The sequence below is a fragment of the Stenotrophomonas sp. Steno-Z1 genome, assembly GCF_056393175.1.
The window spans coordinates 39,114-61,620 of the sequence record NZ_JBWJPB010000007.1; the positions used below are offsets into that span (position 1 = coordinate 39,114).

Annotated in this window: 17 protein-coding genes; 11 read left to right on the plus strand and 6 right to left on the minus strand. The window is 67.9% G+C overall.

All coding sequences use genetic code 11. The annotated features are described in order from the left end of the window. The first annotated feature begins 122 nt into the window (after positions 1-122). From AC06FD_RS16215 to AC06FD_RS16260, 10 genes are all read left to right on the plus strand, one after another. Positions 123-2,363 (plus strand): methyl-accepting chemotaxis protein, encoded by a 2,241-nt coding sequence (locus tag AC06FD_RS16215; protein WP_478078346.1) that lies wholly within the window; start codon positions 123-125, stop codon positions 2,361-2,363. A gap of 205 nt (positions 2,364-2,568) precedes the next feature. Next, on the plus strand, positions 2,569-3,348 hold the full coding sequence (locus AC06FD_RS16220; RefSeq protein ID WP_394163754.1) for a flagellar brake protein: 780 nt from the start codon (positions 2,569-2,571) through the stop codon (positions 3,346-3,348). A gap of 435 nt (positions 3,349-3,783) precedes the next feature. Beyond that, entirely contained in the window at positions 3,784-4,275 is a 492-nt protein-coding gene (locus AC06FD_RS16225) for a chemotaxis protein CheW (protein ID WP_259202506.1), read from the plus strand. A gap of 152 nt (positions 4,276-4,427) precedes the next feature. Then, entirely contained in the window at positions 4,428-4,811 is a 384-nt protein-coding gene (locus tag AC06FD_RS16230) for a hypothetical protein (RefSeq protein ID WP_259202505.1), read from the plus strand. A 96-nt stretch (positions 4,812-4,907) separates the two neighbouring features. After that, positions 4,908-7,280, plus strand: a complete 2,373-nt coding sequence (locus tag AC06FD_RS16235; RefSeq protein ID WP_259202503.1) for a methyl-accepting chemotaxis protein — start codon at positions 4,908-4,910, stop codon at positions 7,278-7,280. A gap of 636 nt (positions 7,281-7,916) precedes the next feature. Further along, positions 7,917-10,190 carry a methyl-accepting chemotaxis protein gene (locus AC06FD_RS16240; RefSeq protein ID WP_478078347.1) on the plus strand — a complete coding sequence of 758 codons (2,274 nt, stop codon included), beginning with the start codon at positions 7,917-7,919 and terminating at the stop codon, positions 10,188-10,190. 53 nt (positions 10,191-10,243) lie between these two features. Continuing rightward, a complete protein-coding gene (locus tag AC06FD_RS16245) occupies positions 10,244-11,107 on the plus strand; it encodes a CheR family methyltransferase (RefSeq protein WP_259202499.1) in 864 nt (287 codons plus the stop codon). Next, positions 11,104-11,700: a chemoreceptor glutamine deamidase CheD gene (gene cheD, locus AC06FD_RS16250; RefSeq protein WP_259202497.1), complete on the plus strand. Its 597-nt coding sequence runs from the start codon at positions 11,104-11,106 to the stop codon at positions 11,698-11,700. The genes AC06FD_RS16245 and cheD overlap by 4 nt, the downstream gene beginning before the upstream one ends. After that, the gene (locus AC06FD_RS16255) at positions 11,697-12,767 is read left to right on the plus strand and encodes a protein-glutamate methylesterase/protein-glutamine glutaminase (protein WP_478078348.1); all 1,071 of its coding nucleotides are present in this window, start codon (positions 11,697-11,699) and stop codon (positions 12,765-12,767) included. Before cheD ends, AC06FD_RS16255 begins: the two co-directional genes overlap by 4 nt. A 158-nt stretch (positions 12,768-12,925) precedes the next feature. Further along, positions 12,926-14,668, plus strand: a complete 1,743-nt coding sequence (locus tag AC06FD_RS16260; protein ID WP_478078349.1) for a hypothetical protein — start codon at positions 12,926-12,928, stop codon at positions 14,666-14,668. Between the two features lie 59 nt (positions 14,669-14,727). Here AC06FD_RS16260 and AC06FD_RS16265 read toward each other — a convergent pair whose 3' ends face one another. The 6 genes from AC06FD_RS16265 to AC06FD_RS16290 all read right to left on the minus strand — a co-directional run bounded on the left by AC06FD_RS16265 (position 14,728) and on the right by AC06FD_RS16290 (position 21,113). After that, positions 14,728-15,606, minus strand: a complete 879-nt coding sequence (locus AC06FD_RS16265; RefSeq protein ID WP_478078350.1) for an amidohydrolase family protein — start codon at positions 15,604-15,606, stop codon at positions 14,728-14,730. Positions 15,607-15,617: 11 nt separating this feature from the next. Next, entirely contained in the window at positions 15,618-16,640 is a 1,023-nt protein-coding gene (locus AC06FD_RS16270; protein ID WP_478078351.1) for an amidohydrolase family protein, read from the minus strand. 23 nt (positions 16,641-16,663) lie between these two features. Beyond that, positions 16,664-17,959 carry a carbohydrate porin gene (locus tag AC06FD_RS16275; RefSeq protein ID WP_478078352.1) on the minus strand — a complete coding sequence of 432 codons (1,296 nt, stop codon included), beginning with the start codon at positions 17,957-17,959 and terminating at the stop codon, positions 16,664-16,666. Between the two features lie 78 nt (positions 17,960-18,037). Further along, entirely contained in the window at positions 18,038-19,351 is a 1,314-nt protein-coding gene (gene dctA, locus AC06FD_RS16280; protein WP_259202489.1) for a C4-dicarboxylate transporter DctA, read from the minus strand. Between the two features lie 42 nt (positions 19,352-19,393). Beyond that, the gene (locus AC06FD_RS16285; RefSeq protein WP_449336315.1) at positions 19,394-20,449 is read right to left on the minus strand and encodes a 4-oxalomesaconate tautomerase; all 1,056 of its coding nucleotides are present in this window, start codon (positions 20,447-20,449) and stop codon (positions 19,394-19,396) included. Beyond that, positions 20,442-21,113 carry a 4-carboxy-4-hydroxy-2-oxoadipate aldolase/oxaloacetate decarboxylase gene (locus AC06FD_RS16290; RefSeq protein ID WP_259202486.1) on the minus strand — a complete coding sequence of 224 codons (672 nt, stop codon included), beginning with the start codon at positions 21,111-21,113 and terminating at the stop codon, positions 20,442-20,444. Before AC06FD_RS16290 ends, AC06FD_RS16285 begins: the two co-directional genes overlap by 8 nt. Positions 21,114-21,214: 101 nt before the next feature. On the opposite strand from AC06FD_RS16290, the gene AC06FD_RS16295 reads away from it, so the two are divergent. Next, positions 21,215-22,465: a LysR family transcriptional regulator gene (locus AC06FD_RS16295; protein ID WP_478078353.1), complete on the plus strand. Its 1,251-nt coding sequence runs from the start codon at positions 21,215-21,217 to the stop codon at positions 22,463-22,465. Positions 22,466-22,507 lie beyond the last annotated feature (42 nt).

The window sequence follows — 22,507 nt, forward strand, 5'->3', positions numbered from 1 at the left end:
CCGTTATCCCGGGAGAGCGATGACGCCATCGTCACGTGTCCCGCGCCCCACCCCGCCTTCGTTACGACCTCTCGCCCAGCACCCCACGGCTGTGCGCCCCCGCCCTGCCCGGAGTTCACACCATGAAGTGGTTCCATGATCTGCCCATCGCCCGCAAGCTGGCGGTGGGGTTCACCCTCACCACGCTGATGACCGTCGTCCTGGGCGTGTTCGCCCTGGTCCGCCTCAACGGCGCCAATGCCGAACTGGCCGCGATGGCCGGCAACAACATTCCCACGCTGCAGCACCTGGGTGAGGCACGCGCGGTGCTGGGTGAGTTCCGCACTTACGAACTGGCCCAGGTCAGCATGCTCGACCAGCCCGACAAGGTCGCCGACTACAACAAGCGCATGGACGACTCGGCAAAGGTTGTCCGCGACGAACTGGCGGCCTACGCCGCGCTGCCGGCCAATGACCGCGAGCGTGCGCTGTACGCCAAGGTCGCCGCCGACACCGATGCCTACTTCCTGGCCAACACCGACCTGCGCGCCGCCGTGGCCGCCGGCGATGCGGCCGGTGCCCGCGATATCTCCGACAACAAGTCGCGTCCGGCGCGCCGCCAGTTGTTCGAAGACCTCAAGGCGCTGGGCGCGTACAGCAACAGCCTCATGGCCGAGCGTATCGCCGGCGCCAACGCCACCCACCGCGCCAGCGTGATCGCCATCGTGGTCTGCATGGTGCTCCTGTCGGTGGTGGCCGCCGCCCTGGCGTTCGTCATCTCGCGGGTGATCACCCGGCCGCTGTCGCAGGCCGTGCACGCCATCAAGTCGGTCGCCCGGGGCGATCTCAGCGTCACCACCCGTGCCACCAGCGCCGACGAAGTCGGGCAGATGCTGGCCGCCACCGGCGAGATGACCAGCATGCTGCGCCGCTACTCGGACGAAACCCGTCAGATGTCGGCCATGCACGCCGGCCCGGATATCTCCCACCGCATGCCGGTGGACTTCCCCGGCGTCTACGGTGAACTGGCCGTAGGCACCAACACGGTGGTGTTCGACCACCTGGATGCGATCAAGGACGCCATCGCCGTGCTCAACCAGTACGCGGCCGGCGACCTGTCGCAGAACGCGCGCCGCCTGCCGGGCAGCCGCGCGATCCTGCACGAATCGATGGATGCGGCCAAGGCCAGCCTGCTGGCGATCAACACCCAGATCCAGTCGCTGGCCCAGGCCGCGGCCGCGGGCGACTTCAGCCAGCGCGGCGACGCACTGCGCTTCGATCACGATTTCCGGGTGATGATCGAGCACCTGAACACCATGATGGAAGTGGCCGACGGCAACCTGTCCCAGCTCTCGCACCTGCTGCAGGCGATCGCCAACGGCGACCTCACCGCACGCATGCAGGGCCAGTTCCACGGCGTGTTCGCCAGCATGCGCGACGATGCCAACACCACGGTGGCCCAGCTGACCCAGATCGTGGGGCGCATCCAGCACGCCTCTTCCAGCATCAGCACCGCCGCCGGCGAGATCGCCTCGGGCAACAACGACCTGTCGCGCCGTACCGAGCAGCAGGCCGCCAACCTGGAAGAAACCGCGGCCTCGATGGAGGAACTCACCTCCACCGTGCGCCAGAACGCCGAACATGCCCGCCAGGCCAACCAGCTCGCCATCGGTGCCCACAGCGTGGCCAGCCAGGGCGGCGAAGTGGTCGGCCGGGTGGTCAGCACGATGCATGAAATCGACGCCTCCTCGCGCCGCATCGCCGACATCATCACCGTCATCGACGGCATCGCCTTCCAGACCAACATCCTGGCGCTCAACGCCGCCGTGGAAGCGGCGCGTGCGGGTGAGCAGGGCCGCGGCTTTGCCGTGGTCGCCTCCGAGGTGCGCACCCTGGCCCAGCGTTCGGCCAGCGCGGCCAAGGAGATCAAGGGCCTGATCGACGAGTCGGTCGGCAAGGTGGCCGAGGGCTCGGCGCTGGTCAACCAGGCCGGCAGCACCATGGGCGAGATCGTCGCCTCGGTGCAGCGCGTCACCGACATCATGGCCGAGATTTCGGCGGCCTCGCAGGAGCAGTCGGCCGGCATCGAGCAGGTCAACCAGACCATCACCCAGATGGACGAGACCACCCAGCAGAACGCCGCGCTGGTGGAGGAAGCCACCGCGGCGGCCCGCTCGATGGAAGAGCAGGCCGGTCACCTGACCGATGCGGTGGCGCTGTTCAAACTGGATGGCCAGTCGGCCGCGCTGGCCGCTGCGCCGGCCGGCAGCAGCCGCGCGCCGGCGGCCACCCCCGGCCGCGGCCGCCCCGCCCCGGCACCGGCGCGCCGCGCCGCGGTACGCGAGCCGGTGCTGGCCAACGACGGCGACTGGCAGGAGTTCTGATCCGCCGCCGCGGGTTTCGATAAAAAACGCCACACCCCGCTCCGGCGGGGTGTCGCTGTTTTGGCTACCGGGTGGCGTGGCATCGGCCGCCGCATCAGCGCCCCCCACGCATAATTCCCCCTACATAAACGTGAACTGCTGCCGATAAACGGACAGAGCCCTGGCAAAGTCCGCCATCGGCGCCCGCCCAAGCCAGCAAGAGTCCATGTCCGAAGGTAGCCTTGACGTACACGACGGAACCCATGCCGCCCACGACGACGGCACGGACGACCGTTACCTGGTCCGCAACCCGAGGCAGATCCGCCAGTTGCTGCAGGCCCTGATCGACCAGCGTTCGCTGATCAACGCCCACTTGGGCGGCCGCGACCAGTCTTTCCCGACCGCGATCCTGGAACTGGACGAGGACGAGGACACGCTGCTGCTGGACGGCAGTCCGTCCGAACCGGCCAACCGCGCCGCCGAGGAGGCCGGGCACCTGCTCTGCTTCGCGCAGCTGGACCGGGTAATGGTGCGGTTCCGGCTGGATCACCTGGAGCGCACCGGCGGCTCGGGCCACGTGGCCTTCCGGGTGGCGTTCCCGAGCGAGCTGGTGCACCTCCAGCGTCGCGAGCTGTATCGGCTGGAGACGCCGATCACCGACTCGCCACACCTGCTGTTCCCGATCAACGAGGATCGCAGCGAGGCACTGAGCCTGCGGGTGGTGGACATCAGCGGCGGCGGCCTGGCGGTGACGGTGCCACCGGACTGCAACGTGTTCTCCCTGCAGAAGCGCTACGACGCACGCCTGGACATGCCCGACAGCGGGCCGTTGCAGGTATCGCTCATCGTCTGCAACCAGTTGGCGGTGAAGCTGCCCAACGGGGTGGAGATGAAGCGGATCGGAATGCGCTTCGACACGTTGCCGCGCGGCGGCGACAGCGCCATCCAGCGCTACATCTTCCGCATCGACCGTCAGCGCAGTGCGCGCAAGAACGGGGAGAGTTAAGGCGGGCTGCCTTTCCTGGGAGCAACGTCAACTGCGGCGGTTCGTCTGTGGCGCGCAGGGTCGGTACGGGTTGGCTGGCGGGACACGCCGCAAGTACGTCCGTGTACGCTCCATTTGCGCCATCCATGGCGCAAAACGGGTCCCGCCAACCCACCCGTACCGACCCGGGACAGTTGGCTTTGGCCGCGTAGAGAGCAAGCGCTCGCAGCGTCCGGGGGTCCAGGTGCCGAGCAGCGCTCGGCACTCCCCCTGCCCGCCAGCGGCGGCTCCATCCAACCGATAGCGGAATCTGTGGGCCTGGCACCGCCCGCCGCGCCTCGGCAGTGCACAGCCGACCGCCCTCTCCACGCCCGCTAAAGTCGCCCCCATCCAGGCCGATATTGAGCGTGACGCCCGGTTTTTCCTTACCGCCACGCCCGACCCAGGATTCCTTCGATGAACGACAGCAACCCCAACGCCGCCAGCAGCGGTGGCGAGTACCTCAGCTTCACCCTCGGCGCCGAGCACTACGGCGTGGACATCCTCAAGGTGCAGGAAATCCGCGGCTACGACTCGGTCACCCGCGTCCCCGATGCGCCGGACTACATCAAGGGCGTCATCAACCTGCGCGGCACCATCGTCCCGGTCATCGACCTGCGCCTCAAGCTGCGCCTGGACAAGGCCACCTACGATGCCTTCACCGTCATGATCGTGCTCAACGTCGAGGACCGCGTCGTCGGCATCGTCGTCGACAGCGTCTCCGACGTCATCCCGCTCAGCGCCGACCAGATCCGCCCGACGCCCGAGTTCGGCGCCGCCGTCGATACCCGCTTCATCTCCGGCATCGGCACCCAGGACGATCGCATGCTCATCCTGCTGGATATCGAGACCCTCCTCGACAGCGCCGACATGGGCAACCCCACCCCGGTCGAAGACGTCGCCGCCTGATCCGCAGCACCCCGGCCAAGGCGTCCTGCGGCCGTGGTCGAAAAAAGTTCTTCAGTTCCCCCCGGCACGGCCGATAGCTGCTTCAGGACCCGGCTGTGTGGGGCTGCCCAAGGCCGGGCCAATTCGTCCATTTTCCCCGGAGATTTTTCCCGATGAAGTCCCTGCTTGCGCTGTTCTCGGTTGCCGTTCTCGCCACCTCCGCCTCGTCCGCTTTCGCCCAGTCGGCCGAAATGATCCCGCCGGAAATGGCACCGCGCTCGGTCGGCAAGGACGGCATGGTCTGCGGCAAGGTCGAAAAGGCCCGCTACGCCGAAGGCTCCGAAGGCCAGCCGACCTTCCTGTACATGGGCGGCGCCTTCCCGCGCCACACCTTCTCGGCCCGCATCGCCGGTGCGAACCGCGGCAAGTTCAGCTTCCCGCTGGAAACCCTGGAAGGCAAGACCGTCTGCGTGATCGGCAAGATCGCCCGCGATGCATCGCGCGCTGAAATCGAAGTCAGCTCGCCGGCCGGCCTGAAGCTCGCCAACATCAAGTAATCCGCCGTACGCCATGCCACGCCGGCACTGGCCGGCGTGGACGTTGCAACCGGGCACGACGCCCGGACGCGTCTGCCATTGGAGATCGCACTGCTCATGCCCTGGATCAACAACCTCAAACTGATGCCGAAGTTGATGCTGACTTTCGGCGTCCTCCTGCTGGTGATGCTGCTGCAGGGCATCGTGGCCTATCGCGGCCTCTACTCGCTCAACAACGTCACCACAGAGCTGGCCGGCCACCGGATGGAAAGCATCCGTACCGCCGGTGAGATCCGCGGCATGGTCGGCGAATACCGCAACTCGGCCTACCAGGGCCTGATCCGCGCCAGCGAAGACGTCAAGGCCGACGCGAAGAAGCGCGCCAAGGACCTGCGTGGCCAGATCGACCTCGCCATCAAGAAGTACCCCGAACTCATCGACAATCCCCAGCAGAAGAAGCTGTTCGACACCTTCGCCAAGGATTGGAAAGACTCGCTGGCCTCCTACGACGCGGTCACCGAGATGCTCGAGCTGGACCTGCCGGACGACGCCATCGACACCTTCGTCGGCGAAACCCGCAGCAAGCACCTGAAGGCCTCGTCGGCGCTCGAAGCGCTGATCGCCGAAGACAACCGGCTGGCCCGCGCCTCGCGCGAGGAAGCCGAATCCACCTATGCCGCCTCGGCCACCCTGACCGTCATCGCCCTGCTCGGCGGTGCCGCCCTGGGGCTGGTCCTGGTGTACCTGTTCGCCCGTTCGCTGGTGGGCAGCATGCGCGGCGCCGTGTCGGTGGCCAACGATGTCGCCAGCGGCAAGCTCGATGGCCACATCGACGTGAGCCGCAAGGACGAAGTGGGCGACCTGATGCAGGCCATGCAGCGCATGCAGCGCGACCTGCGCGAGCGCACCGAGACCGACCAGGCCATCGCCCGCGAGAACCTGCGCATCCGCACCGCGCTGGACTACAGCTCCACCGGCGTCTACCTCACCGACAACCAGCTCAACATCGTCTACGCCAACCGCGCCCTGGAGCAGAGCCTGTCCCAGTACCAGGACGAGCTGCGCAAGCACCTGCCCGATTTCGACGCGGGCGCCTCGCTGGTCGGCCGTCCGCTCACCGTGCTCGAGCACCGCGGCGAGATGGACGCCAGCCTGCTGGCCAACCTGAAGCAGCATGGCGTGGCCCGTCGCGCCATGCAGTTCGGCGATGCCCAGTTCGCCCAGGTGGTCTCCACCATCCGCAACGAGGAAGGCGAGAGCGTCGGCCACGTCGTGGAGTGGCGTGACCGCACCCCCGAAGCGCTGGTCGAAGCCGAAGTGGCGCGCGTGATCGCCAAGGCCGCCGCCGGCGACCTGTCCGGCCGCATCGTCGCCGAAGGCAAGGACGGGTTCTTCCTGCAGCTGGCCCAGCAGATCAACGGCCTGCTGGACGCCAACGCGGCCAGCATCGAACAGATCTCCGGTCTGCTCACCGCGCTGTCGCAGGGTGACCTCACCGTGCGTATGCATGGCGATTTCCAGGGCGTGTTCGCCACCATGCGCGACGACGCCAACGCCACCGCCGAGCAGCTCAGCGGCATCGTCACCCGCATCAAGCACTCCAGCCAGGCGATCAGTTCGGCTGCCAGCGAGATCGCCACCGGCAACAGCGACCTCTCGCGCCGCACCGAGCAGCAGGCCGCCAATCTGGAAGAAACCGCCGCCTCGATGGAGGAGCTCACCTCCACGGTGCGCCAGAACGCCGAGCACGCCCGCCAGGCCAACCAGCTCGCCATCGGTGCCCACACCGTGGCCAGCCAGGGCGGTGAAGTGGTCGGCCAGGTGGTCACCACCATGAGCGCGATCCAGACCTCGTCCAAGAAGATCGCCGAGATCATCTCGGTCATCGACGGCATCGCCTTCCAGACCAACATCCTGGCGCTCAACGCCGCCGTGGAAGCGGCGCGTGCGGGTGAGCAGGGCCGCGGCTTCGCCGTGGTCGCCTCCGAAGTGCGCACCCTGGCCCAGCGTTCGGCCGGTGCCGCCAAGGAGATCAAGGGCCTGATCGACGACTCGGTCGGCAAGGTCAACGACGGCTCGGCGCTGGTGCACAAGGCCGGCGCCACCATGGGCGAAATCGTCGCCTCGGTGCAGCGCGTGACCGACATCATGGCCGAGATCTCGGCGGCTTCGCAGGAACAGTCGGCCGGCATCGAACAGGTCAACCAGACCGTCGTGCAGATGGACGAAACCACCCAGCAGAATGCCGCACTGGTGGAAGAAGCCACCGCCGCCGCACGCTCGATGGAAGAACAGGCCGGCCACCTCAGCGACGCCGTGTCGATCTTCACGCTCGACGAGCAGGACGTGGCGGCACCGGTCGCCTTCAGCGCTCCGGCCCCGCGCGCACCCGTGCGCCAGGCCGCCGCCGCACCGGCAGCACCGGCTCGCCGCGCGGCTGCCCGCCCCGTCGCCACCGAACTGGCCGACGGTGACTGGCAGGAGTTCTAAGCCCGCCTGCGGCCCGTAGAAACCGGTACTGCAAAAGGCCCCGACACCCGTCGGGGCCTTTTTGTTGGTCAAGCTGCAATCCGCGCAGAGCCACGCCATGCGTGGCTGCTCTCCGTCCGGCACCGCGTGCAGCCACCCATGGGGTGGCTCTACAAACGCGACCCCACACCACGTAGAGCCACGCCATGCGTGGCTGCTCTTCCGTCCGGCACCGCGTGCAGCCACCCATGGGGTGGCTCTACGAACGCAACCCCACACCACGTAGAGCCACGCCATGCGTGGCTGCTCTTACGTCCGGCACCGCGTGCAGCCACCCATGGGGTGGCTCTACAAACACGACCCCACACCACGTAGAGCCACGCCATGCGTGGCTGCTCTTCCGTCTGGCACCGCGCGCAGCCACCCATGGGGTGGCTCTACAAACGCGACCCCACGCCACGTAGAGGCACGCCATGCGTGGCTGCTCTTCCGTCCAGCCCCACATGCAGCCACCCATGCGATGCCGCTACGCGGGATGTCGCACCGCACGCCCCCCGCTCCAACCTGAATACGCTCAGCCACACCACCTCAATACGCGCGCCCTGCGGCCGATAACAGCATTGCCGCGACACGTTCGTCGATCAAAGACCCCTGCCCATGAATCTGCTCAGCCGCTGGAACCAGTCCTTCGCCAACCTGTCGGTCAGGCGCAAGCTCAACCTGCTCACCGCTCTCATTGCCGTGGGCGTCATCGCCCTGGCCATCATTGCCGCGCGCATGCAGTACCTGGATCTGGCGGAAACCCGCAAGGACGCGCTGAAGACCCAGGTCGAACTCAGCTACGGCATCCTGGACCATTACAAGCGCCTGGCCACCACCGGCGAGCTCACCGAGGACGCCGCCAAGGCGGCCGCGCTGCAGGCACTGGAGGTCATGCGCGCCGACAACGACAGCGCGTACTACAACGTGCTCGACACGAAATACACGCTGCTGATGCATCCCTTCGCCCGCGACCGCGTCGGCAAGGTGCAGAAGGACTACACCTCCAAGGACGGCGTGCCGATCTACCTGCAGCAGGTGGACATGGCCCGGTCCGGCGGCGGCTTCACGTACTACAAGACCACCAAGCCCGGCAAGGATGACCTGATCGAGAAGGTCACCTACGCCGACATGTACGCGCCCTGGCAGTGGGTCGTGACCAGCGGCGTCTACATGGACGATGTGCAGTCCGACGCTCTGGCCTTCACCGCCGTGATGACCGTGGCCGGCGGCGTGGTCGTGCTGATCGTGCTGGCGCTGAGCTGGCTGATCGGCAACCGCATCACCCTGCCCCTGCGCCAGGCCACCCACGTGGCCGAGAGCATCGCCGCGGGCAAGCTGGACAGCCGCATCGGCGCCCAGGCCCACGACGAACCGGGCCGCCTGCTCGAAAGCATGGGCCGCATGCAGAAACAGCTGCACGCGGTGATCAGCGGCCAGCGCGAGATGGCCAGCCAGCACGAGGCCGGCCAGACCCGCTTCCGCATGGACGAGAGCGCCTTTCCCGGCGAGTACGGACTGATGGTGCACGAGACCAATGCCCTGGTCGGCGCCCACGTACAGACCATGGACGACGTGCTGCAGGTGGTGCAGCGCTATGCGGTGGGCGACCTGCACGCCGACATTGCCCGCTACCCGGGCGAGAAGGCCGGGATCACCACCACGGTGGACACGGTCAAGCGCAACCTGGGCAGCATCAACGATGAAATCAAGCGCCTGGCCGGCGCCGCGGCAGCCGGTGATTTCAGCCAGCGCGGCGACACCGCCCGCTTCGACCACGACTTCCGCCTGATGATCGCCAACCTCAACGCGATGATGCAGGTCAGCGACGACAACCTGGGCAAGCTCTCGCTGCTGCTGTCCGGCATCGCCGAGGGCGACCTGACCGTGCGCATGCACGGCGACTTCCAGGGCGTGTTCGCGCGGATGCGCGACGACGCCAACGCCACCGTCAGCCAGCTCACCCAGATCGTCGGCCAGATCCAGGCCTCGGCCGGCAGCATCAACCAGGCCGCGGGCGAGATCGCTTCGGGCAACACCGATCTGTCGCGTCGCACCGAGCAGCAGGCGGCCAACCTGGAAGAAACCGCCGCCTCGATGGAGGAGCTCACCTCCACCGTGCGCCAGAACGCCGAGCACGCCCGCCAGGCCAACCAGCTGGCCATCGGCGCGCATGGCGTGGCCAGCCAGGGCGGCGAGGTGGTCGGCCAGGTGGTCACCACCATGAGCGCGATCGAAGCCAGCTCGCGCCGCATCGCCGAGATCATCTCGGTCATCGACGGCATCGCCTTCCAGACCAACATCCTGGCGCTCAACGCCGCGGTGGAAGCAGCGCGTGCCGGTGAGCAGGGCCGCGGCTTCGCCGTGGTCGCCTCCGAGGTGCGCACCCTGGCCCAGCGTTCGGCCGGGGCCGCCAAGGAGATCAAGGGCCTGATCGATGACTCGGTGGCCAGCGTCGCCGATGGTTCGGCCCTGGTACGAAAGGCGGGCAGCACCATGGGCGAGATCGTCGCCTCGGTGCAGCGGGTGACCGACATCATGGCCGAGATTTCGGCGGCCTCGCAGGAGCAGTCGGCCGGCATCGAACAGGTCAACCAGACCGTCACCCAGATGGACGAAACCACCCAGCAGAACGCCGCGCTGGTGGAAGAAGCCACCGCCGCCGCGCGTGCCATGGAAGAACAGGCCACCCAGCTCGCCGATGCCGTGGCCATCTTCCGCCTGGACAACCAGGTCGCGGCCGCAGTCAGCGCGGTGACCGCGCGCGTGGTCGTGCCCGCCGCGCTGCGCCCCACGGCCAAGGGCGGCGCCGCACCGGTCGCGCGGCTGCAGCCGGCGCCCCGTGCGCAGCGCAGCCCCACCCCTGACGACGGCAACTGGCAAGAGTTCTGAGCCCTTGCGGCGGCCACCCGGCCGCCGCCTCCCCACCCCCATCGAGTGCGCCCGTGTCCACGCCTTCCGCTCCTGCCGCCACCGCCCAGAACGGCCGCGAATTCGAGTTCGCCGACCGCGATTTCCGCCGGGTCTGCGACCTGATCTACCAACGCGTCGGCATCTCGCTGGCGCCGGCCAAGCGCGACATGGTCTATGGCCGTCTCTCGCGCCGCCTGCGCGCGCTCGGCCTGCGCAGCTTCACCGAGTACCTGGACCAGCTCGAAAAGGACGGCGGCGAGGAGTGGCAGGCGTTCACCAACGCGCTCACCACCAACCTCACCGCGTTCTTCCGCGAACCGCACCACTTCGAGAAGCTCGACACCGAACTGCGCGCGCGCGCCGGCCACGGCACGCTGCAGCTGTGGTCGTGCGCGGCCTCCACCGGCGAGGAGCCCTACTCCATGGCGATCACCGCCTGCGAAGCGTTCGGCACGCTCAAGCCGCCGGTGCGCATCCTGGCCACCGACGTGGACACCCAGGTGCTGGCCACCGCCAGCCGCGGCGTCTACGCCATCGACCGCGTGTCCGGGCTCGATCCGGCGCTGAAGAAGCGTTACTTCCAGCGCGGCAGCGGCCCCAACGAGGGCCACTGCCGGGTCAATCCGGCGCTGCGCGACCTGATCGACTTCCGCCCGCTCAACCTGCTGGCCCCGCGCTATGACGTCGGCGGCCCGTTCGACGCGCTGTTCTGCCGCAACGTGATGATCTATTTCGACAAGCCCACCCAGCGCGGCATCCTGTCGCGCCTGATCCAGCACATGGGCGACGATGGCCTGCTTTACACCGGCCACTCGGAGAACTACCTGCACGCCGCCGACCTGATCCAGCCGTGCGGTCGCACTCTGTACAAGCGCGCGCCCGGAGCACCGGCATGAATGTAGCGGTGCGCAACGACGATGTGATGCGGTACTTCGACAGCCGCTTCAAGGTGACCGCGGCCAAGCTGCTGCCCACCCAGTACCTGGTGGTGGATGACGACACCGCACTGACCACCACGCTGGGCTCGTGCGTGGCCGCCTGCCTGCGCGACCCGGTGCTGAAGATCGGCGGCATGAACCACTTCCTGCTGCCGGAGGGCAACGTCGGCGACGGCGCGCCCGCGCGCTACGGCAGCTACGCCATGGAACTGCTGATCAACGACCTGCTCAAGCGCGGCGCCCATCGCAAGCGCCTGGAAGCCAAGGTGTTCGGTGGGGCCAACGTGCTCAAGGGCTTCACCAGCAACCCGGTCGGCACCCGCAACGCCGAGTTCGTGCGCCAGTACCTGCAGGCCGAGCATATTCCGGTGCTGGCCGAAGACCTGTGCGGCATCCATCCGCGCAAGGTGTGGTTCTTCGCCACCACCGGCCGGGTAGTCGTCCAGCGCCTGCCGCATGCCCACGAGGCCGAAGTGGCCGCGACCGAATCGGCGGTGCGTGCGCGCCTGTCCAAGGCCCCGGTCACCGGCGGCGTGGAGTTGTTCGAATGACACAGAACGGCCCCTGCCGCGTGCTGATCGTCGACGACTCCGCCGTCGTCCGGCAGATGCTCAGCGAAATCCTCGCCAGCGATCCCGGCATCGAGGTGGTCGGCACCGCCGCCGACCCGCTGCTCGCACGCGAGAAGATCAAACGCCTGGCCCCGGACGTGATCACCCTGGACGTGGAAATGCCGCGCATGGATGGCCTGGCGTTCCTGGAAAACCTGATGCGCCTGCACCCGCTGCCGGTGGTGATGATCTCCTCGCTCACCGAGCGCGGCGCCGACACCACCCTGCAGGCCTTGGCGCTGGGCGCGGTGGACTTCGTCTCCAAGCCCAAATTCGACGTCGCCCGTGGCCTGCAGGGCTATGCCGAGGAAATCATCGGCAAGGTCAAGATGGCCGCGCGCTCGCGGGTACGCACCCTCGCCCGCCCGATCACCCCGCGCATCACCCTCGATACCGTGGCAGCCACCGCGCCGGCACGCAGCATCCAGTTCCGCACCACCGACCGCCTGATCGCCATCGGTGCCTCGGCCGGCGGCACCGAAGCCCTGCGCGTGGTGCTCGAAGGCATGCCCGCCGACGCCCCGGCCGTGGTGATGACCCAGCACCTGCCCGCCGCCTTCAGCACCCCCTTCGCCGAGCGCCTGGACCGTCATTCGGCGATGTCCGTGCGCGAAGCCACCGACGGCGAAGCCGTGCTGGCCGGCCACGCCTACCTGCCGCCCGGCGGCAAGCATCTGCGCATCATCCGCGACGGTGCGCGCTGGCGCTGCCGCGTCGATGACGGCCCGGCCGTCAACCGCCACAAACCGGCGGTGGACGTGCTGTTCCGCTCGGTCGCCGAAAGTGCCGGCGGCAACGCCATCGGCGCCATCCTTACCGGCATGGGCGACGACGGCGCCCGCGGCCTGCTCGAACTGCGCAACGCCGGCGCCCCCACGCTGGTGCAGGACGAAGCCACCAGCGTGGTCTGGGGCATGCCGGGCGCCGCCTACAAGCTGGGCGCCGCCGAAGAAATGGTGCCCCTGGAGCGCATCGCCGACCGCCTGATGGCCCTGGCGCGCGCCTAGCCCCTGCCTGCCGGTAGTGCCACGCCATGCGTGGCACCCCCTTACCGCGCGCATCCGCACCGCACGTCCCGGTACTGCCACGCCATGCGTGGCAACCCCCGCCGCACGCATGCACGCACGCCACACCGTACACCCGGATTTTTCCAAGGAGCACCACCGTGAGAGCCTCACATCACACCCTCCGTCGCATGCTGCTGTGCAGCCTGCTGCTGTCCACGCCGGCCTTCGCCGCCGACCCGGTCAGCGCCACTGCGGATGCCGCCACGCCCGCCCCGGCCCCTGGCGCGAACGCCACACCGGCCGCCGTCACCGACGCCAGCACCGATGCCACACTCGCCACCGCGCTGGCCGCCCCGGCCACCGCCGTCGACTGGCGCAAGCAGATCATCGTGCGCAGCCGGCCCGGCACCGGCACCCGCGACACTGAGAACGACAAAGGCACCCTGCGCCTGGTGGTCCGCAGCGACACCGCCAAGGTGACCGCGCTGAAGGTCGGCGAGTTCGCGCTGCGCGCGCTCGGCGGCTACGGCACCACCCGCACCTTCTCCAAGGACGACCTCAAGGGTGAGCTCATCCCCGATCTGCCCAGCCCCGCCCACGACGCCCTGCCGGGCCTGCTCGCCGAGCGCCTGGACCGCTATTTCAGCGCCCATCCCGGCGCCATTCCCGGCGAGAGCCACGTCCTGGAAGCGCGCACCACGCAATGGACGCTGGTGTATCAGGACCTGGCCCCCGGGGCCACTGCCTACGAGCTGCGTCACGAGCTGAACATCGGGTTCCCGATCGCCAGCGTGCTGCGCGGGCCGGCCGGTCGCAACGTGCAGTGCAACACCCCGCCGCAGGTGGCCACCCTGCAGGAATGGCAGGCCGACGACTATGCCAAGGTCCGGCAGGCCTCCCGCCAGGTCGCCGAAGCGTGCGCTGAAGTGTTCGCCGCGCAGTTGCCCAACCTGTTGCAGGACGTGGCCAACGAAGAGGCCGTCGCGCTCAAGCTCGCCGCCGCCAACAACACGCCGAAGGAAGGCGACGCTGCCGCGGCCAAATCGCGCATCCGCATCTTCGGCGCCAATGGCCAGGGCATCACCATGCTCACCGATGCGCCGTGCCGCGAGCAGTACAGTGGCAAGATCGAGGTAGTGCGTTCGGCGGGCCGGGCCATCGGCAGCGTGTTCGGCGGTGCGCCGGACAATGTCTCGCTGGGCATGCCCGAGACCGACACCGTGCGCAACATGAAGAGCTTCGCCTTCTCCAAGCCCAACTACCAGGAGTTCGAGGTGGCCGGCGGCCGTCCGCTGATCTTCGATGCCCGCATCGAGAACACCAACGACTACCGCTGCGCGGCCGACCTCTCGCTGCAGTTCATCCCCGAACCGGGCGCCGACTACGAGGTCTTCATGAAGATCGGTGGCGGCATGTGCCTGCTCTACAGCACCAAGGTGGCAAAGGACGGCACGCTGCAGAACAACCCGGTCGTGCAGCCCCGCACCTCCTGCCAGGCCCCGGCCCAGCCCGCGCTGCGCGCACGCGTGGAGATGGCGGTGTTCCTGTTCGAGCCCGGCACGGTGCACTACCGCAGCCTGGGCCTGGGCAACGACGACGCCCTGAACACCCTGCCCGACAGCGCCGACAACGCCGCCCGCTTCGAGGAGGTGCTGCAGCAGACCGCTGCCCTGCCCGGCACGCGCGTCTGCGTGGTCGTGCCCGACCTGGACTACGCCAGCGCGCTGCATGGCCCGCTGGAGGCGATGGTGCTGGACAAGGGCCCGGCCCTGCCCGGCCTGTGGGAAACCGCCGCCACGGTCAATCTCAAGCGCGGCGCCGCCGCCGGTAGCGCCATCGACCTCGCTGCGGCCACCCGGCATTGCCAGAGCCTGCCCCGGGCTGCGTTCGATCCGCGCTGATCGCCAGACCGCCTTGAATGGCAACCGCGCCCCCGCCGGTCGGCAGGGGCGCGGCAACGTCACTGGCCCCAGTACAACCGCATCGGGTTGTCTACAAGCAGCCTTAGCTGCTCTTCGGCGCTCACCGCGATGCGCGGAATGACATCGACCAGCGCGCCGTCATCGGGCATGTGCGAGGTCAGGTTCGGGTGCGGCCAATCGGTGCCCCACAGCACGCGGTCCGGGAAGCGCTCCACCAGGTGGCGTGCGAACGGCACCACATCGTCATAGGTCGGCGGACCGCTCTGCGACAGACGTTCCGGGCAGCTGACCTTGCTCCACACATTCGGGTGCTCGTCCATCAGCCGCACGAACTGCTGGAAGGCCGGGCCCTCCACGGGCTGGCTCACATCCGGCCGCCCCATGTGGTCCACCACCACAGTGGTGGGCAACGAGGTGAAGAACGCCCAGCGCTCGGCCAGGTCGGCCGCCTCGAAATACACCACCACATGCCAGCCCAGGGGCGCGATCCGCTCGATGATTGCCCGGTAGTACGCGTCAGGCTTGGGGTCCACCAGGCGGCGCACGAAGTTGAAGCGCACCCCGCGCACACCGGCGGCGTGCAGCGCCTGCAGCTCGGCGTCGGTCACGCTGTCGCGCACGGTCGCCACGCCGCGTGCCCTGCCTTCGGAGGCCAGAAGCGCGTCGACCAGCGCGCGGTTGTCGGCGCCATGGCAGGTGGCCTGCACGATCACGTTGCGGCTGAAGCCCAGCCGGTCACGCAACGCAAACAGCTGGTCCTTGCCCGCATCGCATGGGGTGTATTTGCGCTCGGGCGCATACGGAAACTGTTCCCCCGGGCCGAACACATGGCAATGCGCGTCCACCGCGCCAGGCGGCGGCACGAACCTCGGCACGCTTGGGGCCGGGCAGAAATCCAGCCAGTCAGCGTCTTTCACGAATGCACTCATCACAGCCCCCTCGCCTTCAATTGCGCGTCCAGACGCGGATATACCCTGCGCGCGTTGCCTTCGAACACCTTGCGCCGGTCGGCGTCGGACAGCCCCAGCGCCTCCACATAACGCAGCGTGTCGTCGAAGTACTGCCCGGTCTCCGGGTCGATGCCGCGCACCGCCCCTACCATCTCCGACCCAAACAGGATGTTGTCGATATCGATCACCTTGAACAGCAGGTCGATGCCCGGCTGATGATAGACGCAGGTGTCGAAGAACACGTTCTTCATGACATGCTCGTTCAGCGATGGCTTGCCCAGCATGTCCGCCAGCCCACGGAAGCGGCCCCAGTGGTACGGCACCGCGCCGCCGCCATGCGGGATGATGAAGCGCAGGTCCGGGAAATCACGGAACAGGTCGCCCTGCAAGAACTGCATGAACGCGGTGGTATCGGCGTTGAGATAGTGCGCGCCGGTGGCGTGGAAGTTGGAATTGCAGCTGCCCGACACGTGCACCATCGCCGGTACGTCCAGCTCCACCATCTTCTCGAAGAACGGGTACCAGGCGCGATCGGTGAGCGGCAGGCCGGTCCAATGCCCGCCGGAAGGATCCGGGTTGAGGTTGCAGCCGACGAAGCCGAGCTCGTTGACGCAACGCTCCAGTTCGGCAATCGAATGGGCGATCGGCACACCCGGTGACTGTGGCAGCTGGCAGACACCGATGAAGGTGTCCGGGTACAAACCGACCACGCGCGCGATCAGGTCGTTGCAGCGGCGCGTCCACTCCGCGCTGACCTGTTCGTCGCCGATGTGATGGGCCATGGTACTGGCACGCGGCGAGAAAATGGTCATGTCCGCGCCGCGCTCGCGCAGCAGGCGCAACTGGTTGCCCTCCACGCTCTCGCGCAGCTCGTCATCGCCGATCAGGGGGTAGACCGGCGCGGGCAGGGACGCATCGTTGAAATGCGCCACCTGCTGTTTGCGGAACGCGTCGTGGCTGGCGGGGGCGGTCGTGTAGTGACCGTGGCAGTCGATGATCATGGAATGGCCTCGTGGGGGAGGAATCACCAGCCGAACAGCTGGGCGAAATGCACGTCCACGCGCAGCCCGACGATGAGTGCATCGGGGATGTCGGTGGTGCGGGTGGGTGCGTAAATGGGGTCGGGGTTGATGACGTACTGCAGGTTGGGCATCAGCCGCACGCCCTTGTAGACCGCCCAGCCGTAACTGAGCTCGGCGATAATCTCGTCGGCGTGTGGTGCGCCGCTGCCGCCGTTGCGGGTGCGGCGATCACGCAGGTAGTCGATCTGCTCGTCACTGAAATGCGTGTTGGAGACGAACATCGCCATCGTGTCCTGGTCGCGGCCGGCGAAGGTACCGGTCTTGACGAAGCCGGCCGAGAAGAAGGTGTCGATCGGCGCTTCGTTGCCCGTGTTTACGTACGCGCGTGCAAACAACGCGAGACTGCGCTTGCCGGCACCCCGCCAGACGGTCTGGTCGGCCATCGCATACCCGCCCGCCCGTGCCCCCTCCTGCACCGCCGTCGGTCTGCCGGTCAGCGCCGCCGAGTTGCCGTTGGCGTCGTAGTAGGAGCTCCTGCCCCCATCGCTGTTGCGGTACATGCCTAGGCGGTAGGTCCGCGGCAGGCGGTCGTTGGCAAAGGTGGTCTGGTAGCCCACCTCGTAAGCGGTGATGGTGCCGGTGCCCTCGCCCACCGAGAAGTCCAGCCCGTTCTTGCCGGCCTGGTTCAACGCATTGTTGTAGTCGAACGCGCCGGCCTGTGCGTACCAGCGGTCGCCCACGTCGTAGCGCACGATGCCGGCCCAGGACGAATTCGGATACGCGGTGATGCCCAGGTCGGTGATCGCCCCATACGGGGTCAGGCACATCGCGTTGCTCATAAATACGCAGTTGAGCGCGGAGCTGTTGAAGTAGCTGTTCACCGGCGCGCGACCGGCGGTGATGCTCAGCCCGTTATCGAAGCGATGACGCACGGTGAGCCGGGTCAGACGCCCACCGGCCACCGGCCGCCAGGTCTGCTGGGCACTGATCGAATTGCCGATCTTTTCGCGCGCCAGGTTGCGACCGGCAAACCACGCCCACTGCGCATCGACGTCGGTGTTGTGCACGCCCCACAGAGTATCGAGGTCGAACTTGGACTGGGCCATCACCCAGTAAGAGCCCTCGGTGCCCTGCTCCACACCGCCCACCGGATTGGAGGCCACGTTGCCGACCAGATCCAGGGTGAGATCGACCCCGTCGGGCAGGCTGCCCTTGGAGGCGGGTGCCCCAGCGAACGCGGGAGCGGCCAGACTGGCGGCAACAAGCACGCACAGCGTGCGGCGGGAAATCAACGACACAAGCGCCTCCTGTCCGGGGCCAGGGCACCGGAACGAAGTGGAATTCGGAAGGGCCGCAGCGGTGCTGCAGCCGCGGGATCAGACCGGTTGCACGCCCAGCACGCGGCGTCGCAGTCGGCGCGTGCCGATCTGTTCGGCCAGCACCGTCTCGTCCAGCTTGCCTTCCCACTTGGCGATCACCAGCACGGCGACCGCATTGCCGATCAGGTTCACGAAGGTCAGCCCTTCGGCGAGGATGCGGTGGATGCCCAGGATCAGCGCGATGCTCGCCACCGGAATGGTGCCGGTGGTGCCCAGCGTCGCGGCCAGGACCACGAACGCCGCACCGGCCACGCCAGCGGCACCCTTGGAGGTCAGCAGCAGCACCGCGATGAGGCCCAGTTGGTGCCAGACGGTCAGCTCGGTATTGGTGGCCTGCGCCAGGAACAGCGCCACGGTGGTCAGGTACAGGCACGTGCCGTCGAGGTTGAACGAGTAGCCGGCCGGGATCACGAACCCCACCACGCCCTCCTCGCAGCCGAGCTTCTTCATCTTCTCGATGAGGCGCGGCAGCACGGTCTCGGTGGAGGTGGTCGCCGCCACGATCACGATCTCATCGCGCAGGTAGCCCAGCAGCCGCCACAGGCTGGCGCCGGTCCACCAGCACACGCTGCCCAGCACCAGTACGGTGAACACGCCGCAGACCACGAAGAACTCGATGATCAGCTCGCCCAGCGACAACAGGGAGCCGGCACCGAACTGACCCACCGTAAAGGCAATCGCACCAAACGCGCCGATCGGGGCGAAGTACATGATGTAGCCGATGATCTTGAACAACGCCGAGGACGTCGCCTCGATCACCTTCATCACCGGCTCGCCGCGCTCGCCCACCGCCGCAAGCGCCACGCCGAACAGCACTGCCACGAACAGGACCTGCAGCACATGCGCCTCGGTGAACGCGCTGACCAGCGTGTTGGGGATGATCGCCATGATGTAGGACACGATCGACTGGTCATGCGCGGTGTGCACATAGCCCTGGATGCTGGCCATGTCGATGGTCGCCGGGTCGATGTTCATGCCCGCGCCTGGCTGCCACAGGTCCACCGCCACCAGGCCGATGATCAGCGCCAGGATGGTGATCACCTCGAAATAGACCAGCGACTTCAGCGCCAGCCGCCCGACACTGCGCATGTCGCGCATGCCGGCGATGCCGTGCACCACCGTCACGAAGATGATCGGCCCGATCATCATCCGGATCAGCTTGATGAAGGCGTCACCAAAGGGTTTCATCGCAGAGCCGATATCCGGCTGCAGCCACCCCAGCACCACCCCGATCACGGTACCGGCCAGTACCTGGAACCACAGTTGGCCAAGAATGCCGAAGCGGCCCGGCCGCTTCTCTACAACGGTCATATCAACCCTCCCAGGTTGCAAGAATAGGGACGTCGCGCGTATTCAGTCGAACAGCACGCCATCGAACAGTTTTCTGGCGGTTCGCAGCACCGCTGCGCGGGTCACCTGCCCCGCCTCGTCCAGGTCCAGCACGCAGCCTGTACTCCCGCTGGGGTGTTCCACCGCCAACGTCTGTCTGGTGCCAGCGGGGAGCACGGCCAACGCATGCGCGGGCGAGCCCGGCAGCAGGCAGGCAGTGGCCACGCTCACCGCGCCCAGCACCCCGATCGAGGCATGGCAGCGATGCGGAATGAACGAGCGCACGCAGATCGCCCCGCCGTCGCGCGGCGCGGCTATCAGCATCATTTTCGGTACCGACTGCGCACTGACATCGCCCAGGTTCATCATCGGGCCGGCCTGCAGGCGGATCGCTTCCAGTCGTGCTTTCAGTGCCTCATCGGCGTCCAGCGTCTGGCGATCCTCGTACCCGCTGATGCCCAGGTCGGCCGCGCGAAGCACCACGCACGGCATCCCGTTGTCGATCAGGGTCGTCTCGATGCCGTCGATCAGGTCCACCGCACGCCCGGACGGCAGCAACGCACCACAGCTGGACCCGGCCGTATCTTCGAAGGTCAGCGGAATCGGTGCGGCCGTGCCCGGAACGCCGTCGATGCGCGCCCGACCTTCATAGCGCACGCGCCCATCGGGCGTCTGCACCGTCGCACGCGCGATCTTGCCGGTGTTGGCCATGAAGATCCGCACATCAGTCTGCCCGGAGGACGCGGCGACAAGCCCACGCTCGATCGCGAACGGGCCGACACCGGCCAGCATGTTGCCGCAGTTCTGTGCATCGCTGACCAGCGCCTGGCCCACGAACACCTGCAGGAAGAGGTAGTCCACGTCGGCATCGTCACTTGCGGACGGTGACACCACGGCCACCTTGGAGGTCAATGGATCAGCCCCGCCCATGCCGTCGATCTGGCGTGCATCCGGCGAGCCGTAGGCACGCAGCAGGTAGGCGTCGCGCGCAGCCACGTCGACGGGCAACTCCGAGGCGAGGAAGAACCCGCCCTTGGAGGTGCCACCGCGCATCCACATCGCGCGCACGCCCTTACTCATAGCGCAGGCCCTTGGCCGCCAGGCGTTCGCGCATGGCGTAGATGTCCAGGCCCAGTTCGCCGTTGGCCAGCCGCGCGCGCTTGTCCGCTTCGCGGGCCTCGCGCGCCTGCGCCTCGCCGGCCACGCGCGCCGCGTCGGTGCGCGGCACGATGCACACGCCATCGTCGTCTGCGATCACCACGTCGCCGGGGTTCACCAAAGCGCCGCCGCAGACCACCGGTACGTTCACCGACCCCAACGTTCCCTTGACCGTGCCCTGGGCGTGAATGGCCCGGCTCCACACCGGGAAGCCCATCGCGGTGAGGTCGCGCACATCGCGCACCCCGGCATCGATCACCAGCCCCCGGCAACCGCGTACCTGCGCGGACGTCGCCAGCAGGTCGCCGAAATAACCATCCGTGCAGTCGCTGGTCGGCGCCACCACCAGGATGTCGCCCTCGCGCAGCTGCTCGATGGCCACGTGCATCATCCAGTTGTCGCCTGGCGGCACCGACACCGTGATTGCGCTGCCGCCAATGCGCGCCCCGCTGTAGATCGGGCGCAACCGGGGATGCAGCAGGCCAGAGCGGCCCTGCGCTTCGTGTGCGGTGGCGACACCAGCCTGGGCCAGTACCGCGATAAGCGCCGGATCAGCGCGTTCGATCTGGGTGACTACGCGGGACATCCATCCATCCTTCGTTGGTGATGGCTCAGTCTTGTCTGGCTGCCCGCACCCCCTCAAGATCGTTTTTCGTTACAGCCATTGGGTTTGGTTATAGTTGATCCATGGATGCGACCCTGGACCTGAACCTCAAGCACCTGCATGCACTGGCGGCCGTGTACCACCACGGCGGCATCAGCGCCGCCGCGCCACAGGTCAACCTGTCCCAGCCCGCGTTGACCCAAGCCATCACCCGGCTGGAGAAGCAGCTGGACAGCGTGCTGTTCGACCGCCAGCCCGGAGGCATGGCCCCCACCGAAGCCGCGCGCCTGCTGGTACCGCGCATCGAACGGGCGCTGGCCTACATCGCCCACGGCGTGCGTGCCGCCCGACGCACCCAGCGCCTGCCTGCGTTACCGGCCATCGAGCGCCGCGTCACCCTTGGCCAGCTACGCGCACTGGCCGCCGTGGATAGTGCCGGCAGCTTCACCCTGGCCGCCGCTCGAAGCGGCGTCTCGCAGCCGGCCATATATCGCGCGGTTCATGACTTGGCCGAGGTCATTGAAATTCCCCTTACGCTGCGCCGTGGCAAAACCGTGCAGGCCACCCCGGCGGCCACGCGCATGCTGAGACCGGTGCGGCTGGCGCTGTCAGAGTTGGCGGCCGGCGTGGACGACCTCGCCACGCTGCGATCGGAACTTGCCGGCCGGGTAACCCTCGGTGTCATGCCACTGGCCCGCGCCATCCTGCTGCCGCAGGTGCTGGCCCGCTTCGCCCGCGCCCACCCCGGCGCCTCGGTCAACGTGATCGAAGGCCCCTACGCGGAACTGCTGGGTGACCTGCGCGAAGGCAGCCTGGACCTGCTGATTGGCGCGATGCGCGACAGCCTTCCGGCGCGCGACGTCGCCCAGGAAGGCCTGTTCGACGATGATCCGGTGATCGTGGCGCGCAGCGGCCACCCGCTGGCCAGCCACCCGCGCTTCGCGTTCACCCGCCTGCTCGCCTACCCCTGGGTGATCGCTGCCACCGGCGCCCCGGTCCGCGCCCGCTGGGAGCGCATGTTCCGCCAGCAGGGCCATGAACCGCCGCGCCTGCGCATCGAATGCGGCTCGGTCCTGATCACCCGTGGCCTGCTGCTGGAAGACGACTGGCTCACCCTGATGTCGCGCGACCAGTTCGTGCTCGAACGCCGTGCCGGGCTGCTCCGCGAGATTGGCAGCGCCGGCGACCACCTTCGCCGCCGCATCGGACTTACCACCCGCGCCGACTGGCACCCTACCCGGCTGCAGCAAGCGTTCGTGGAAACCTTCCGGCGGGTATGTGCCGAGCGCACTGATGACGGCACCGATGCTGCGTGGCCGTTCCGCTACCCGTGACCGACGCCGGGAATGTCGCTGCAGCACATTGATGGTCGAACT

What these genes read in the sequence shown, in the direction of transcription:
- AC06FD_RS16270 (WP_478078351.1), bottom strand. Translation starts at nt 16,640, where the DNA reads ATGATCATCGACTGCCACGGTCACTACACGACCGCCCCCGCCAGCCAC.
- AC06FD_RS16220 (WP_394163754.1), top strand. Translation starts at nt 2,569, where the DNA reads ATGTCCGAAGGTAGCCTTGACGTACACGACGGAACCCATGCCGCCCAC.
- AC06FD_RS16240 (WP_478078347.1), top strand. Translation starts at nt 7,917, where the DNA reads ATGAATCTGCTCAGCCGCTGGAACCAGTCCTTCGCCAACCTGTCGGTC.
- AC06FD_RS16215 (WP_478078346.1), top strand. Translation starts at nt 123, where the DNA reads ATGAAGTGGTTCCATGATCTGCCCATCGCCCGCAAGCTGGCGGTGGGG.
- AC06FD_RS16235 (WP_259202503.1), top strand. Translation starts at nt 4,908, where the DNA reads ATGCCCTGGATCAACAACCTCAAACTGATGCCGAAGTTGATGCTGACT.
- dctA (WP_259202489.1), bottom strand. Translation starts at nt 19,351, where the DNA reads ATGACCGTTGTAGAGAAGCGGCCGGGCCGCTTCGGCATTCTTGGCCAA.
- AC06FD_RS16230 (WP_259202505.1), top strand. Translation starts at nt 4,428, where the DNA reads ATGAAGTCCCTGCTTGCGCTGTTCTCGGTTGCCGTTCTCGCCACCTCC.
- AC06FD_RS16285 (WP_449336315.1), bottom strand. Translation starts at nt 20,449, where the DNA reads ATGAGTAAGGGCGTGCGCGCGATGTGGATGCGCGGTGGCACCTCCAAG.
- AC06FD_RS16255 (WP_478078348.1), top strand. Translation starts at nt 11,697, where the DNA reads ATGACACAGAACGGCCCCTGCCGCGTGCTGATCGTCGACGACTCCGCC.
- AC06FD_RS16290 (WP_259202486.1), bottom strand. Translation starts at nt 21,113, where the DNA reads ATGTCCCGCGTAGTCACCCAGATCGAACGCGCTGATCCGGCGCTTATC.
- cheD (WP_259202497.1), top strand. Translation starts at nt 11,104, where the DNA reads ATGAATGTAGCGGTGCGCAACGACGATGTGATGCGGTACTTCGACAGC.
- AC06FD_RS16225 (WP_259202506.1), top strand. Translation starts at nt 3,784, where the DNA reads ATGAACGACAGCAACCCCAACGCCGCCAGCAGCGGTGGCGAGTACCTC.
- AC06FD_RS16295 (WP_478078353.1), top strand. Translation starts at nt 21,215, where the DNA reads ATGGATGCGACCCTGGACCTGAACCTCAAGCACCTGCATGCACTGGCG.